This is a genomic window from Promicromonospora sp. NPDC060204 (assembly GCF_042728455.1).
Lineage (GTDB): Bacteria > Actinomycetota > Actinomycetes > Actinomycetales > Cellulomonadaceae > Promicromonospora.
This window is the reverse complement of sequence record NZ_JBHWZO010000010.1, coordinates 21,210-35,359: the sequence shown is the minus strand read 5'-3', so window position 1 is coordinate 35,359 and position 14,150 is coordinate 21,210. Positions and strand designations below refer to the sequence as shown.

Genomic DNA, 14,150 nt, shown 5'->3' with positions numbered 1-14,150 from the left:
CGGCGCATAGCGTTTCCGGGTGACCGACGTGTGGACGTGGCCGGCCCGGATCGGCGTGCTCATCGGGACTGCCCTCTTCGTGGCCCTCCTGATCCCGATCCTCGTGATCCAGGTGCGCCGGTACGGCGCCATCAGCCCCGCCCGGCTGCTCGGCGCGGCGGCGCTCGCCGTCTACGGCACCGCGCTGGTGGCGTACACCCTGCTGCCGCTGCCGTCGGGCGACCTCGCCGCATGGTGCGCCCAGTACGGGTACGACGGCGCGCAGCTCAAGCCGCTGCAGATCGTCTCCGACATCCGTGCGCGCACCGCCGGCCTGTCCCTGGGCGCCGCGGTGCGGGACATCTCCGTGCTCCAGGGTGTGTTCAACGTGGTGCTGTTCGTGCCGTGGGGCGTGCTGGTGCGCCGCTACCTGGGCTGGGGGCTGCTCGCGTCCGCGGCGTCGGCGCTCGGGGCGTCGCTGCTGATCGAGGTCACGCAGCTCACCGGCATCTTCGGGCTGATCCCGTGCTCGTACCGGCTGGCCGACGTCGACGACCTGCTCACCAACACCCTCGGCGGGGTGCTCGGCGCGCTGATCGCGCCGTGGGTGCTGCGCTGGATGCCCGGCGCCCGGACCCTGGCGGCGGGCCGGGGGACACCGCGGCCGGTGACCCTGTGGCGGCGCTGGTTCGGCATGGCCGTGGACTACCTCGCCTTCACCGCCCTGGGCGGCGTGCTCGCCCTGACCCTGGGGCTGGGCTACTACCTCGTGACGGGCCGCGCCCCGGCGGACTCCCTGGCGGTCTGGCTGGGCACCAGCGTCCTGGCGTGGGTCGTCGTGTTCGTGCTGCCCCTGGTCACGGGCGCGGGGGAGTCGCTGGGGCAGCGCACGGTGTGGCTCGCCGTCGTGTCGCCCGACGGCGGGGCGCGCCTCGCGCCGTGGGCCCGCCTGCGACGCGGGCTGGCCGGGGGAGCGCTGTGGGGCCTGCTCCAGGCGCTCGGCGACGCCGCGACCATGTTCGACGTCGGCGCGCTCTCCCCCGCGCAGGGCCTGGCGGCCACGGTGGCGACCGTGCTGGCGCTGTCCGCCCTGTTCACGCGGGGGCGGCGCGGGCTCTCCGGGAAGGCGGCCCCGTACCTCCTGGTCGACGCGCGGTCCCTCGCGCCCGAGGGTCAGCCGCGGGCGCGGGGGTCCCGGCCGAGCAGGTGACGCAGCGCCGGCTCCAGCGTGGGGTGCCGGAACCGGTGGCCCAGCGCGAGCAGCACCTCGGGCGAGACGCGCTGGCTCGCCTGCGCCAGCTCGTCCGCGCCCTCCTGGCCCAGGAGCAGCCGGGGCCCCAGGTCGGGCACCGGCAGGACGGCGGGACGGCGCAGGACGCCGGCCAGCGTGGCGGTGTAGGCGGCGTTGCGTACGGGGGTGGGCGCGACGGCGTTGACCGGCCCGGACAGGCGCTCGTCGTACAGCGCGCGGTGGTAGACGTCCACCAGGTCGTCGATGCCGATCCAGGACTGCCACATCTGCCCGTCGCCCAGCCGGCCGCCCAGGCCCGCGGCGAACAGCGGGTAGAACAGGCGCAGCGTGCCGCCGCGCGGTGACTGCACCAGGCCGGTGCGCACGTTCACCACCCGCAGGCCGTCCGCGGCCGAGGTCGCCTGCTCCCAGTCGTCGACGACGTCGGCGAGGAACCCGTCGCCGCGCTCGCTCGTCTCGGTGAGCACCTCGTCGCCCCGGTCCGGGCCGTAGAACCCGATCGCCGACGCGCTGACGAAGACCCGCGGCCCGTCGGCGGTGCGGCCGGCGAGCGCGGCGAGCGCCGTCGTCGGCTCGATGCGGGAGCCGCGGACCGCCGCGCGGTGCGCGTCGGTGAACCGGCCCGCGATGGACGCCCCGGCGAGGTGGATGACGGCGTCGACGCCCCGGAGCAGGTCGTCGGCGGGTGCCTGCGGGTCCCAGTGCCGCTCGTCGGGGCCGTGCGGCGCGCCGCGCACGAGCCGGACCACTCGGTGGCCCGCCGTGGTCAGGAACGGCACCAGGGCGCTGCCGACCAGCCCGCGGCTGCCGGTGACCGCGACGACCTTGGGCCAGTCGCCGGCGTTGCGGGCGGACGCCTGGGCCGCGAGGTCCAGGCCGAGCTGGCGGTGCCGGTAGGCGAACATCGGCCGCAGCACGGCCTCGGGCACTCGGGTCTCGACCGTGTCGGTGATCCGGGTGCCGCCGCCCTCGTCGTGGAACTCGTGGGTGTGCCGCCACGGCACCACCCAGCGCAGCGGCGCGGAGACCAGCTCGTCCACGAACCGCTCCGGCGGCTCGTAGCCGCTGTGCCGGGCCACCCACCGCAGGCCCACCGGCAGCCGCAGCACGGCCGCCCCGCCCGCGAGCGTGGACGCCTCGCGGACCACGTGCAGGGGCGACCACGGCGGGGTGAGCCGCATGATCGCGCCGGGTCGCTCGTGCCAGGCGAACACCTCGGGGCGCGGGTGCCCCACGACGCTCGAGTACGTCAGACCCATGGTTCCCCCTACAGGTAGCCGGCCGCGGTCGCGATGAGGAGGATCGTCACCGCGGCACCCGCGGCGTAGTTGACCCACAGGAAGTGCCGCCAGCCGCCGTTCGCCCGCGCGGAGTCCGCGTCGCTCACGCCCGCGTACGGCGCCGCGAGCACGAGGTAGGGGACGGCGAGCAGGCCCAGGAGCGCGGTGGGCCACCCCGTCGTGAGCATCAGCAGGCCCGCGACGACCCACGCGCCCAGCGCGAGCCGCACGGTGGTGGCCGCGCCGAACGCCGTCGCGATCGAGGAGATGCGGCCCTCGCGGTCGGGGACGACGTCCTGCACCGCGCCGAAGGCGTGGCTGGCCATGCCCCACAGCAGGAACGCGCCGAGCACCGCGAACGTCTGCGGCGTCGGGTCGGCCTGGGCCAGCGCCAGCCCGTAGACCGCCGGGCTCACGAAGTGCACGCTGGACGTCAGGGAGTCCAGCACGGGCACCTCCTTGAACCGGAACGGCGGCGCGGAGTAGGCGACCAGCGCGAACAGGCTGACCGCGAGCACCGCCCACGACGCCGGCGGGCCGAGCACCACGAGCACGGCGACGAACGGCACGCAGGTCGCCAGGGAGGCGACGAGGATCGGCCGGTGCCGCCGGGGTGCCAGCAGCGCGCCCTCGACGCCGCCCTTGCGGGGGTTGGTCAGGTCGGACGCGTAGTCGAACACGTCGTTGATCCCGTACAGCGCCAGGTTGTAGGGCACGAGGAAGAACAGGGTGCCCACGACCAGCGCGACGTCGACCGTGCCCGTGGTCAGCAGGTAGGCGGCGGCGAACGGGTAGGCCGTGTTGATCCAGCTCAGGGGGCGCGACGCGCGCACCAGGTCAGCGAGCACGTCGACTCCCGAACAGGGTCCAGAGGGCGGGCAGCAGGACGACGCCGGCCAGCGGGTAGGCGAAGTCCTCGATCGGCGCGAGCCCGATCCGGACCCCGGAGATGTGCGCGTCGGCGTACGTGAACAGGCCGGTCGCGATCATCACGTTGTCGAAGACGGCGGTGAGCACCAGCAGGGCGACGGCGGCCAGGACGATGGGGCGCCAGCCGATGGGGCGCGTCCCGGCCAGGCGTGCGCGCAGGGCGGCGATGACCGCGACCGCCACGGCCACCGCGAGGAAGGCGCGCGCGAGGATCAGGTAGGTCATCGCAGCATGTCCTCCCGGAGACGGGCTCGGTCTCGGGCGCGGATGCGGGCCCGGACCCGGGCCCGGCGCAGCACCCGCTGGGCACCGAGGACGAGCACCATCGTGAGCTCGCAGAGGAACGCCAGGAACACGATCTCCTCCATCGGCAGCTCGGGGGCGAGCATGAGCCCGGTCATGTACGGGCCGGCGCCGTGCAGGAAGATGCCGAGCCCGATGCCCGCCAGGTCCCACACGAGGAAGAACGCGGTACCGGTGACGAGCACGGCGGCGGCCCGGACGGGGGAGTCCCAGAGGAAGAGCCGGAACCGCCGGTCGACGATCAGGACGCCGGCGGCGGAGAACAGCAGCACGGCGAGGTAGACGAAGCTCATGACTCCTCCCGCAGCGGCCCGGCGCTGGTGTCGCCCCGGAGCCGCTTGACCACCAGCTCCGCGCTGATGAGGCACATGGGCAGGCCGATCCCGGGGATCGTCGTCGCCCCCGCGTACAGCAGGCCCGAGACGCGCGACGACGCGTTGGACCCGCGGAACATCGCGCTCTGCCGCAGGGTGTGGCCCGGGCCGAGCGCGCCGCCGCGCCAGGCGCCGAGGTCGTGCTCGAAGTCCGCGGGCCCGATCGTGCGCCGCACGACGACGCGCTCGGCGAGGTCGGGGGTGTCGGTCCACTTGGCGATCTGCGCGATCGCGTCGTCCACGACCTGTTCGACGCCGAAGGCCCCGGCGCCGTCGATCCCGCCCGCGCCGATCGAGGTGTCGGCCGGCACGGGGACGAGCACGAACAGGTTCTCGTGCCCGGGCGGCGCCACGGCGTCCGTCGCGCTGGGCTTGCAGACGTACAGCGACGTCGGCGTCCGCACGGACGGGTTCGCGCCGTAGATGGCGTCGAACCCCTCCTGCCAGTCGCGGGCGAACAGCAGCGAGTGGTGGGCCAGCCGGGGGAGCTCGCCGCGCACGCCCAGCAGCGCCAGCACGGCACCCGGCCCGGGGTCGCGGCGCTTCCACCAGCGGTCGCTCCTGCTGCGGTGCCGTGGCCCGAGCAGCTCGTGCTCGGTGACGCGCAGGTCCGCGGTCGAGACCACGACGTCGGCGGCCAGGTGGCGGGTGCGGCCGTCCGGGCCGGTGACGTCGACGCCGGTCGCGGCGCCGTCGGCCACCGTGATGCGGCGCACCCGCTGGCCGGTCAGGAGCCGGGCGCCCTGGCGCTCGGCGAGGCGGGCGACCGCGTTGATCACCGCGCCGAACCCGCCGCGCGGGTACAGCACGCCCTGGGTCACGTCGAGGTGGCTCATCAGGTGGTACATGCTCGGCGCGGCGCTCGGCGACGTGCCGAGGAAGACCGCGGGGTAGCCGAGGATCCGGCGCACCCGCTCGTCCGTGGTGTGCCGGGAGATGAAGTGGTCCAGCGACTCGCCCAGCAGGCGCAGCAGCCGCGGGGCGCGCCGCACGACGTCCGGCGCGAGCAGGGGCTTGGGCGAGGCGAACGTGGCGTAGAGGAACCGCTCGGTGGCGATCCGGTACGTCTCGGCGGCCGAGTCCAGGTACGCGTCCAGCCGCGGGGCCGACGCCGGGTCGAGCGCGAGCAGGGCCTCGCGCGCGCCGTCGGCGGGCAGGTCGAAGGGCTCGGAGTCGTCCTCGAAGAACACCCGGTAGGACGGGTCGAGGCGGATCAGGTCCAGCTCGTCGGCGGCGCTCGTGCCCAGGAGGCGGAAGAAGTGCTCGAAGACCTCGGGCATGAGGTACCAGGACGGGCCGGTGTCGAACACGAACCCGTCGCGGTGCCAGCGTCCCGCGCGTCCGCCCAGCTCGTACCGGGCCTCCAGCAGGGTGACCGACGCGCCCTCACGGGCCAGCAGGGCAGCGGTCGCCAGGCCCGAGATGCCGCCGCCGATCACGACCACGCGCCGTCCGGGCTGTCCGTCGTTCATGCCGCCCATCGCCTGCCCGTCCGGGTGCCCGCGAGCGTGGCGACGACGATGCGCATCTTGACGCCGGTCGGCACCGAGACCCGCCGGACGTGCATCTGCGCCGCCGGCATGGTGCGCAGCCGGTCGTTCAGCTCGGAGAACAGGCCTGCCGCCAGCGCCGTCGCCCGCCGTGGCCCGACCGGCAGCAGCGGGAGCACGGCGCGCGCGGCGGCCAGGTCGGCGTCGATGTCGGCCACGACGGCGGCCTTGCGGTCCTCGTCGAGCAGCTCGGGACCGGCGCCCGGGAAGTAGGTGCGGCCCAGCCGCTCCTGGTCGTCGCCGAGGTCGCGCAGGAAGTTGATCTTCTGGAACGCCGCGCCGAGCCGGCGGGCGCCCTCCTCCAGCCGGCCGCGGACGCCGGGCGGCACGGGGTGGCCGTCCAGGAACGCGCGCAGGCACATCAGGCCCACCACCTCGGCGGAGCCGTGCACGTAGGAGCGGTACTCGTCGTCGCCGAGGGCGACGACGGGGTCGAGGTCGCGGCGCATGGACGCGAAGAACGGGCGCACCAGCGTCTCGTCGATGCCGACGGCGCGCGCCGTGGTGCCGAAGGCGTGCACCACCATGTTGGTGCTGAACCCGCGGCGCAGCGTCAGGTACGTCTCCTCCTCCAGCGCGTCCAGGGCCGCGCGCCGCTCGGCGTGCGCCAGCCCGGCCTCCTGCGCCGGACCGTCGACGATCTCGTCGGCCACGCGCACCAGCGCGTAGATGTCCTCGATCATGCCGCGTGTCGCGGGCGGAAGCAGGCGCGTGGCCAGGCTGAACGACGTCGAGTAGGCGCCGATCACCTGGGCGGCGGCCGCGTGGGCGGTGTGCGAGTACAGGGCCAGCGAGGACGACGGGATCACGACTCACGCTCCGCGAGCCGCAGCGCGAGCCCGGTCAGCTCCCGCTTGAGCACGGTGGGCAGCTCCGACCGCTCGACCATCGCGACGGCGGCCCGCCGCTTGGCGTCGATGAGGTCCGCCACCGCGGCGCGGGCGCCGCTGGCGACCAGGGCGGCGCGCAGCAGGTCGGCGTCGGCGTCGTCCAGCTCGGGGCGGCCCCACAGGTGCCGCACCGCCATCCACTCCGGGTGTCCCTCGGCGCAGGCGACCAGCAGGGTGCGCTTGCCCTCGCGCAGGTCGCCGGTGGTGCTCTTGCCGGTGCGGTGCGGGTCGCCGAACACGCCGAGCATGTCGTCGCGCACCTGGTACAGCATGCCCAGGGCGATGCCGACCTGTTCGAGCTCGGCCGAGGCCTGCGGGCCGGCACCGGCCAGGGCGCCGCCGGCCCGCAGGGGTCCCGCGAAGGAGTAGCTGCCGGTCTTGTTGGCCATCATCCGCAGCACCCGGTCGGGGGTGGCCGGGGCGGTGCCCAGGCCGAACCCGACGTCGTCGTGCTCGCCGGCGGCGGCGCGGAACAGGCTCTCGGCGATGATGTCGGTCAGCTCGGCCCGGCCGTCGGACTTGATCCGCCCCACCAGGGCGTACGCCGAGCTGAGCAGCAGGTCGCCGCCGAGGATGCCCGAGGCGGTGCCCCAGGCCGTCGCGGCCTCCGTGGACAGCCCGTTCTGGGTCGCGTCCCCGGCGAACTCGGCCGCCAGGTTGGGGCGCCCGCGCCGTGTGAGGTCGCGGTCGAGGATGTCGTCGTGCAGCAGCAGCGCGGTGTGCACCAGCTCGAACGCGGCGGCCGCGACGGCGGCGTCGTGCGGGTGTGGGCCGCCGAACGCGGCGTGCGCGTCGAGCAGGAGGCGGGGGCGCAGGCGCTTGCCGCCCTCGCTCGACCGGGCCAGCCGGCGCCACAGCAGCGCATAGTGCTCCGCGAGGGGAGTGGCGCGCCGGACGTGTTCGGCGAAGAAGTCGGCGAGCACCACGTCGACGGCGTCGTGGGTCAGCATCTCGGTCATGGCCACGACACGTCTCGGGCGGACCGCACGGCCAGGGCGGCGTACAGGGGCATCTCGTCGGCCTGCTCGACGAACCAGGGCGAGAACGCCCACGGCGTGGCGCGCAGGGCCTGGCCGAGCGCGCCGCCGTCGACCCACCTGGCCTCCATGGCCTCGTAGGGGTTGACCTGCGGCTCGTCCTCGGTGACCGCGACGTAGACCGGGCACAGCTCGTTCTCCACGATCCCGCTGGCGTCCACGGCGCGGTACCGGAAGCGCGGCAGCTCCACGCGGAGTTCGCGCAGGCTCAGGCCGAGCTCGTCCTGCGCGCGGCGCAGCACGGCCTCCTCGCCCTGCTCGCCCGGCTGGGGGTGGCCGCAGAAGGAGTTGGTCCACACCCCCGGCCAGGTCTGCTTGTGCAGGGAGCGCCGCGTGACCAGCACCTCACCCGCCGGGTTGAGCACGTGGCACGAGAACGCCAGGTGGAGCGGCGTGTGCTCGGAGTGCACGGCACTCTTGAGCTCTGACCCGACGGGAGTCCCGTCGTCGTCGAGCAGGACCACTCTCTCGGTCGTCACTGTGACCCCTCTGTGAGTTTTGCTAGCCTGGCTATATTCAAGCACAGGAAGCAGTTTTTCTCACTGCCGATACCGGACAGATCGCACGGGGTCTTGCAGTAGTTCGGAGCGGGCGGGGGATCGGCTGGGGCTCCTGTGACACCAGGTGACTTGCTGAACTGGGTGAATACTCTCGGCATGGAGACAACAAGGGGCTGGGAGTACGTCGCCGCGGTGGCCGAAGGCGGGGCCGTACTGGTCGCCGGCGTCGACCCGTGGGGCGCTGACTGGGCGGCTCTTCCGGTCGGGAGCGTCGTGGTCGCCGACCCCATTTATCCCAACCAGCAGCACTCGATGTACGCGTACCGGCTCGTGGGTGTAGAGCCCGTCGTCCTGTTCGCGGCCGGGGAATTCTCGAACGGGGTGTGGGGGTTCTACGAGCCGTCGGAAGCGATGCGGAAGTTCCTGCTGACCAGGCTGAGGTGAGTGCTGGTGGTGGGGCCGTGGGGCGGCGAGGTCCTGCGCCGAATCTCCTGGCAGCACGCACCTGTCCGTCTGTAGCGTCCGGCCATGGCTGCGCCCCTGCTCTTCGTGCCCTCCGACCCGCTCGCGCCGCGGGTCCCTGACGAGCACTTCGCGCGGGAGGCCGAGGCCGCGCGGGACGCCGGCCTGGCGGTCGCGGTGGTGGACCACGACGCGGTCGTCGCGGGTGAGCTCGCCGCCGCGCTCCGCCGGGTGCCGGCGTCCGACGCGGCGCGAACCGCCTGGTACCGCGGGTGGATGCTCTCTTCGTCTGCGTACGCGCGGCTCGGCTCCGCGGCGGAGACGCGGGGGATCGGCCTCCTGACGAGCCCCGCCGCCTATGCCGCCGCTCACGAGCTGCCCGGCTGGTACGGCACGTTCGCGGGTTCGACGCCCGCCAGCGTCTGGCTGCCGTGGGAGCCGGGTCGGACGCCGACCTCGGCCGACGTCGGGCCGCTGATCGAAGCCCTGGGTGACGGCCCCGGCGTGGTGAAGGACTACGTGAAGTCGCGCAAGCACGAGTGGGACGAGGCGTGCTTCATGCCCGACCTCTCCGACCTTGCGACCGCCACGCGTGTGGTCGCCCGGATGGTCGAGCTGCAGGGGGACGACCTGGCCGGCGGGATCGTCGTGCGCGCCTTCGAGCGGTTCGTGTCCGACGCCGGCGGGCGGGCTCAGGAGGTCCGGGTCTGGTGGGTGCTGGGCGCTCCGGTGCTGGTCACGCCACATCCCGATGCTCCTGCGGCCTCGGATGTCGACGTGCCCGCGGACGTGCTGGACGCTGTCGGGCGGAGCGTGGGTGCCTTGGGCGCTCCGTTCGTGACCACGGACCTCGCGCTGCGGGCCGACGGGGTCTGGCGCGTGATCGAGGTGGGGGACGGCCAGGTCAGCGATCTGCCCGGTGGTCAGGACCCGGCGCCGCTGCTGCGCGCCCTGGCTGCGGTGGGCTGAGGGGGTGGAGGAACGCGTGGACGGGTCTCTGACTGGTGGACGGCGCTCGCCGTCGATCGAGCGGCGCTCCGGCGAGGTGCTGCGGGCGCGCGGAGCCGGAGCCGGTGACGTCGCTCGGACCCTGACCGCGCTCGAACGGTTGGGCTACCCCTACGCCCCTACGCCCCTACGCCCCTACGCCCCTCGGTACCTGGGACGTGCGTCGGACGGCCGCGACTGCCTCTCCTACATCGAGGGCGTGACGACGACCCATCCCAGCGAACGCGCGGAGACGTCCTATGCGCGTGGGGGAGCGATGCTCCGTCGACTGCACGAAGTCACGCACGGGACGGCGCTCGCCGGCGACGGCGAGTGCCTGACGCACCGCGACCCGGGACCGTTCAACACGGTGTTCCGTGACGGCGAGCCGGTCGCGTTCATCGACTGGGACACCGCCGGTCCGGGCGAGGCATTGAGCGACCTGGCGTATCTCGCGTGGACCTGGCGCATCCAGGCCATCGGGAACGTGCCCGTTCCCGACCAGGCAAGACGGCTGCGGCAGGTGCGTGACGGGTACGGCCTGGAGCGCGACGTCGACCTGCTCGGGGCCGTGCTGCGGCAGCAGTCGGGGATCATCGAGCGCAGCGATTCTGTCCGGCGAACCGCGGACGCCCGCCTTGCTGCCCTCCACGCGGCGGCGCGGGACTGGGCGACCGCGGACAGGTCGCTGGTGCTCGACAATGTCGCGGTGTTTCGAGAGGAGCTCGACGGATGACCCGGACGCACGTAGGTGACGGGTACGCGGGCGACGACTTCTACTGCGACGTCGCGATACCCCACGCCGCGCAGCTCCAGGTGGAGCATGACGACGAGTGGGTCCTCGCGTTCCACCACACCAGGCCGTTCTGGGCGAACCACATCGTGGTCGTGCCCAAGAAGCACATCGCGTCGCTGACATCGGTCACGGCCGAGGACGAGGAGTGGATGCGGCGGCTGTTCGCCGTCGTCCAGACTCTGGCCGGCGCGCTCGAACGGCGCGACGGGGCGGCGGCTGTGCTGACCAATCTCGGGGCGTTCCAGGACTCCAAGCATCTGCACGTGCACATCCACAACGGCCGCCGGCTGCGGGACTGACCCGGTGCTTCCCCTGGACCCGGCATAGGGTGCCGCGGTGGATATCGCTCTGACCGTCCGAGGCGCCGTCGACGACGCCGCGCTCTCAGCCCTGCACGCCCGCGCGTTCGAGAGCCCGTCGGAGGCGGTGACGCCGTGGACCGAGCGACTGACTCGGCACAGCCTGACCTGGGTCACGGCGTCCGACCCCGCGGGGAACCTCGTTGGGTTCGTCAACGTGATCGGTGACGGCGGGGTGCACGCGGTGCTGCTCGACACCGTCGTCGACCCCCACCGCCAGGGGCAGGGCATCGGGCGAGCGCTGGTCGCGGCGGCCGCCGAGGCCGCCCGCGAACACGGCTGCGAGTGGCTGCACGTCGACTTCGAGGCGGACCGGTCGCGGTTCTACCTCGAAGCCTGCGGTTTCCGGACGACGGCGGCGGGGCTCATGCGTCTCGCCTGAGCCCCGGCCGTTGTCCCGCCGCATCACCAGTCCGCGGGCCGGCTGTCCTTCCCGTCGAGCCACAGGCGGTCGCTCGCATCCCGGTGCGCGCCGGCCGCGCCGACATGTTTGCCGTTGATCCGGTCGCCCTTGGTGATGACGTGGGTGACCGCCATCGCGTGACCGTGGCCCAGCCCGTACGTCTCCTTGAGCCACGCGACGACCGGCGTCGCCTTACTGCCCCGGCCGAAGCCCTGAGCCTGCGCGAGCTCGACGAGCTGTCGCGGGGTCAGCCCGGTCTTCGTCTCGGCGTTGTCGAGGTAGGCCTGGAAGGACATCAGCGGTTCTCCTGGATCATCGTGTCCGAGGCGTGGATGCACATCATGCGCAGCGTCCCGGTCCCGGTGTTGGTGAAGCCGTGCCAGACGTCGGGCTGGACGACGGCGGTGTCGCCGGCCCGGGCGACGACCGTCTCGTCACCGATGGTGATCGTGGCCTCGCCCTCCAGGACGGACCAGGTCTCGCTGTACGGGTGGCGGTGCAGCCCGGGCCCCTGGCCGGGGTCGTTGGTGACGAGGAAGAACGAGATGCCCGAACCGTGGTCGCGGCCCTCGTAGCGCAGGGTGCGCGAGCCGGGGATGCGGATGGTGTCGGCGGAGACCGTCGTGGTCATGTCTGCTCCTGGTGAGGCGTCGGAGCCGGCCCGTGCGGCCGGCGTGTTCCCAGCCTCGTGGGGGCGGCGACGGCGCACTACGGTTTCGACGTGCATCGAAACATGGTGGAGTTCCGGCTCGCGCCCGACGACATCTCGGCGATCCGGTTCGGCGTCTCGCCCGGTCACGAGCTCGCCCATGCCGTGCGGTTGCTCGTGCAGCCGAGCTACCACCCGCTCCAGTGGGGCTGGCTGCGCCGCGCGCGCACCCAGGTTCCGCAGCGCGCGTTCGACCTGATGCGGCTGCTCGTCGGCCCCGACGGGTACATGCCGGACTTCCTCACCTCGACGCCCGGCTGGGACCTGAGCCCCGACGAGGAGCTGGCACGCCTGCGCGAGGCCGACCTCGCGCCCCTGCGCGTCGACCTCCTCAAGCGCGTCGACCGCACGAACGGGACCGAGCAGCGCCTGCTGCGGGCCCTGGCGGACGATCCCGAACACGCCCGCTCAGTCGTCGCCGAAGCCTGGGAGCAGTGCTGGGACGCGTTGCTCGCCCCATACTGGCCGCAACTGGGAAGGATCTTGCGGGCCGACGTCGGGGTGCGCTCCCGGCGCGCGACGACGGACGGCCTCGGCGCGATGGTCGAGACCCTGCACGAGGCAGTGGGCTGGGCCCCGCACGCCGTGCGGGTGCGGCTGCGCATGCACGGCGAGGTCCTCGACTGCGCGGGCAGCGGCCTCGTGCTGGTGCCGTCGGTCATGGCACCTCGGTGCTCCGTCGTCACCGAGCCGCCGGCCCAGCCCACCCTGTTCTACCCGGCGCTCGGCGTCTCCGAGCGATGGGCCGACGACGGTCCCGGCACCGCCGAGGCGCTCGCCCGACTGCTCGGCGCCGGCCGGGCGGGAGTGCTGCTCGCGCTGGGGGCGCCGCTGTCGACCAGCGAGGTCGCCGCCGCCTGCGGCCTCGCCGTGTCGACGGCGTCGCACCACCTGGCGCTGCTGAGCGGCGCCCGCCTGGTCGACGCCCGCCGCGACGGCGCGCGCGTCCTGCACGTCCGGACGCCGCTGGGGGAGGCGCTGGTCGGAGGCTGACGGCAGGTGCTACGGGGCGGACTGGCTGGGCCGCGTCGTCGCGACGACCGTCCAGGCCGTCGCGGACACCTCGAACGGCCCTGCGGGGAGCAGCTCGCGGCAGCGTGCCTCGACCGCCCCCCGGGCGTCGGCGTCGAGGCCGGCGACGTAATCCCCGGCGAGCCCCACACCCAGGGTGTACGGCTCCCACCACTCGGCGAAGCCGGCGTACGCCGAGCTCACGGTGAGTTCGTGGGAGCGCACGTCGTGCAGGCCGGCGGCCCGGAACAGGTCGGCGAGCTGGCCGGTGCGTGCGCCGACGGCCCCCGCCTCGTCGAAGGCACCCGGGTCGACGTCCCGGGCGGCGCGCCAGAACGTGGACAGCGGCGCCCGCTCGCGGCCGAAGTCCCAGACGCTCGCGGAGACCGAACCTCCCGGCCGCGTCACCCGGGCCATCTCGCGCAGACCCGCCACGGGGTCGCTCATGAAGGGCACCACGAGCTGCGCGAGCGTCAGGTCCACGACGCCGTCGTCGAACGGAAGCGCCTCGGCCACACCCTGGCGGACGTCGACGCCGGGGCACCGCCTGCGGGCCGCCTCGACGAACGGGACCGACGGATCGACCGCGGCGACACCCTCCGGGCCCAGCCGGACGACCAGCCGCTCGGTCACCGCGCCGGGCCCGCACCCGACGTCGAGCGCACGCTGGCCGTGCCGGGGGTCGACCAGGCCGACCAACTTGTCCGCGAGCGGCTCGGAGTACCTGCCCATGAAGCGCGTGTACGACTCGGCCGCGACGTCGAAGGCCATGGTCCGACTCTACGACCGGCGTCGGTAGGCGACCTGGATTGCTCTTGCGTTCACGCTCGCTGCTGGGCGCGAACACCGTCACGGTCCGGGCTGGTCGCCAGGCTCGCCGATCGTGCGGTGCGGGGCCAGGTCCAGGCGTACCTGATGATGAGGGCGAGAACGATCAGTTCCAGTACGACGCCGAGGCCGTAGAAGTACAGCCAGAACCCGCCGGCCACATTGAATACCGTGACGGGGACGTAGAGCGCGGCCACGACGAGGTTCGCGATGCGGCTCACGCGGGCGGGCAGCGTCATCGACAGCACGACCATGAAGATCGGGACGGCCATGAGGGTCAGCGCCGTCGTCGAGAAGGTCTGGGAGAGGGCGAACTCGTAGACCCGGCCGTCGAGGATGTCTTCGACGATGCCAGGCGTGAAGAAGCCGAGAATGTCCACGTAGGCGTACAGGAACATGAAGCTGGTCCACGCTGCGGCGAGCTTTGCTCTCACCGGGATCTGGGGGTCTTCCAGTGTGGTGGTGGGGTGCTGCGTGCTCATCATGGGCTCCGTTGTCGG

General features: G+C 73.5%; 19 protein-coding genes. 7 read left to right on the top strand and 12 right to left on the bottom strand.

Annotation, left to right across the window (positions count from 1 at the left end):
• The first annotated feature begins 19 nt into the window (after positions 1 to 19).
• Complete coding sequence (locus ACFWEJ_RS02805) at positions 20 to 1,189, top strand: VanZ family protein (protein ID WP_377227682.1); 1,170 nt, start codon at positions 20 to 22, stop codon at positions 1,187 to 1,189.
• Here ACFWEJ_RS02805 and ACFWEJ_RS02800 read toward each other — a convergent pair.
• Genes ACFWEJ_RS02800 through idi form a run of 8 tightly spaced genes read right to left on the bottom strand, consistent with a single transcriptional unit; the run spans position 1,153 to position 8,074 of the window.
• Positions 1,153 to 2,490 (bottom strand): TIGR01777 family oxidoreductase, encoded by a 1,338-nt coding sequence (locus ACFWEJ_RS02800; protein WP_377227681.1) that lies wholly within the window; start codon positions 2,488 to 2,490, stop codon positions 1,153 to 1,155. The genes ACFWEJ_RS02805 and ACFWEJ_RS02800 overlap by 37 nt on opposite strands.
• An 8-nt stretch (positions 2,491 to 2,498) precedes the next feature.
• Positions 2,499 to 3,359 carry a prenyltransferase gene (locus ACFWEJ_RS02795; protein ID WP_377227680.1) on the bottom strand — a complete coding sequence of 287 codons (861 nt, stop codon included), beginning with the start codon at positions 3,357 to 3,359 and terminating at the stop codon, positions 2,499 to 2,501.
• Positions 3,349 to 3,666 (bottom strand): lycopene cyclase domain-containing protein, encoded by a 318-nt coding sequence (locus ACFWEJ_RS02790; RefSeq protein WP_377227679.1) that lies wholly within the window; start codon positions 3,664 to 3,666, stop codon positions 3,349 to 3,351. The genes ACFWEJ_RS02795 and ACFWEJ_RS02790 overlap by 11 nt, the downstream gene beginning before the upstream one ends.
• Entirely contained in the window at positions 3,663 to 4,037 is a 375-nt protein-coding gene (locus tag ACFWEJ_RS02785; protein ID WP_377227678.1) for a lycopene cyclase domain-containing protein, read from the bottom strand. The genes ACFWEJ_RS02790 and ACFWEJ_RS02785 overlap by 4 nt, the downstream gene beginning before the upstream one ends.
• On the bottom strand, positions 4,034 to 5,599 hold the full coding sequence (crtI, locus tag ACFWEJ_RS02780) for a phytoene desaturase family protein (protein WP_377227677.1): 1,566 nt from the start codon (positions 5,597 to 5,599) through the stop codon (positions 4,034 to 4,036). The genes ACFWEJ_RS02785 and crtI overlap by 4 nt, the downstream gene beginning before the upstream one ends.
• Positions 5,587 to 6,477 (bottom strand): phytoene/squalene synthase family protein, encoded by an 891-nt coding sequence (locus tag ACFWEJ_RS02775; protein WP_377227676.1) that lies wholly within the window; start codon positions 6,475 to 6,477, stop codon positions 5,587 to 5,589. The genes crtI and ACFWEJ_RS02775 overlap by 13 nt, the downstream gene beginning before the upstream one ends.
• The gene (locus ACFWEJ_RS02770; protein ID WP_377227675.1) at positions 6,474 to 7,517 is read right to left on the bottom strand and encodes a polyprenyl synthetase family protein; all 1,044 of its coding nucleotides are present in this window, start codon (positions 7,515 to 7,517) and stop codon (positions 6,474 to 6,476) included. Before ACFWEJ_RS02770 ends, ACFWEJ_RS02775 begins: the two co-directional genes overlap by 4 nt.
• Entirely contained in the window at positions 7,514 to 8,074 is a 561-nt protein-coding gene (gene idi / locus ACFWEJ_RS02765) for an isopentenyl-diphosphate Delta-isomerase (RefSeq protein WP_377227674.1), read from the bottom strand. Before idi ends, ACFWEJ_RS02770 begins: the two co-directional genes overlap by 4 nt.
• Positions 8,075 to 8,251: 177 nt before the next feature.
• On the opposite strand from idi, the gene ACFWEJ_RS02760 reads away from it, so the two are divergent.
• The 5 genes from ACFWEJ_RS02760 to ACFWEJ_RS02740 all read left to right on the top strand — a co-directional run bounded on the left by ACFWEJ_RS02760 (position 8,252) and on the right by ACFWEJ_RS02740 (position 11,081).
• Entirely contained in the window at positions 8,252 to 8,539 is a 288-nt protein-coding gene (locus ACFWEJ_RS02760) for a hypothetical protein (protein WP_377227673.1), read from the top strand.
• 84 nt (positions 8,540 to 8,623) lie between these two features.
• Positions 8,624 to 9,526, top strand: a complete 903-nt coding sequence (locus ACFWEJ_RS02755) for an ATP-grasp domain-containing protein (RefSeq protein WP_377227672.1) — start codon at positions 8,624 to 8,626, stop codon at positions 9,524 to 9,526.
• A gap of 16 nt (positions 9,527 to 9,542) precedes the next feature.
• Positions 9,543 to 10,280, top strand: a complete 738-nt coding sequence (locus ACFWEJ_RS02750) for an aminoglycoside phosphotransferase family protein (RefSeq protein WP_377227671.1) — start codon at positions 9,543 to 9,545, stop codon at positions 10,278 to 10,280.
• Positions 10,277 to 10,639 carry an HIT domain-containing protein gene (locus tag ACFWEJ_RS02745; RefSeq protein ID WP_377227670.1) on the top strand — a complete coding sequence of 121 codons (363 nt, stop codon included), beginning with the start codon at positions 10,277 to 10,279 and terminating at the stop codon, positions 10,637 to 10,639. Before ACFWEJ_RS02750 ends, ACFWEJ_RS02745 begins: the two co-directional genes overlap by 4 nt.
• 37 nt (positions 10,640 to 10,676) lie before the next feature.
• A complete protein-coding gene (locus ACFWEJ_RS02740) occupies positions 10,677 to 11,081 on the top strand; it encodes a GNAT family N-acetyltransferase (RefSeq protein WP_377227669.1) in 405 nt (134 codons plus the stop codon).
• Between the two features lie 23 nt (positions 11,082 to 11,104).
• Here ACFWEJ_RS02740 and ACFWEJ_RS02735 read toward each other — a convergent pair whose 3' ends face one another.
• Together ACFWEJ_RS02735 and ACFWEJ_RS02730 are read right to left on the bottom strand one after the other, a co-directional pair.
• Complete coding sequence (locus ACFWEJ_RS02735; protein ID WP_377227668.1) at positions 11,105 to 11,398, bottom strand: DUF4287 domain-containing protein; 294 nt, start codon at positions 11,396 to 11,398, stop codon at positions 11,105 to 11,107.
• Entirely contained in the window at positions 11,398 to 11,733 is a 336-nt protein-coding gene (locus ACFWEJ_RS02730) for a cupin domain-containing protein (RefSeq protein WP_377227667.1), read from the bottom strand. The genes ACFWEJ_RS02735 and ACFWEJ_RS02730 overlap by 1 nt, the downstream gene beginning before the upstream one ends.
• Before the next feature lie 90 nt (positions 11,734 to 11,823).
• Here ACFWEJ_RS02730 and ACFWEJ_RS02725 point away from each other — a divergent pair, with 90 nt between their 5' ends.
• On the top strand, positions 11,824 to 12,804 hold the full coding sequence (locus tag ACFWEJ_RS02725) for a DUF5937 family protein (RefSeq protein ID WP_377227666.1): 981 nt from the start codon (positions 11,824 to 11,826) through the stop codon (positions 12,802 to 12,804).
• Positions 12,805 to 12,813: 9 nt separating this feature from the next.
• On the opposite strand, the gene ACFWEJ_RS02720 is transcribed toward ACFWEJ_RS02725, so the two are convergent.
• Positions 12,814 to 13,593 (bottom strand): class I SAM-dependent methyltransferase, encoded by a 780-nt coding sequence (locus ACFWEJ_RS02720; protein ID WP_377227665.1) that lies wholly within the window; start codon positions 13,591 to 13,593, stop codon positions 12,814 to 12,816.
• A gap of 50 nt (positions 13,594 to 13,643) precedes the next feature.
• Positions 13,644 to 14,132 carry a DUF6326 family protein gene (locus ACFWEJ_RS02715; RefSeq protein WP_377227664.1) on the bottom strand — a complete coding sequence of 163 codons (489 nt, stop codon included), beginning with the start codon at positions 14,130 to 14,132 and terminating at the stop codon, positions 13,644 to 13,646.
• Positions 14,133 to 14,150: the final 18 nt, after the last annotated feature.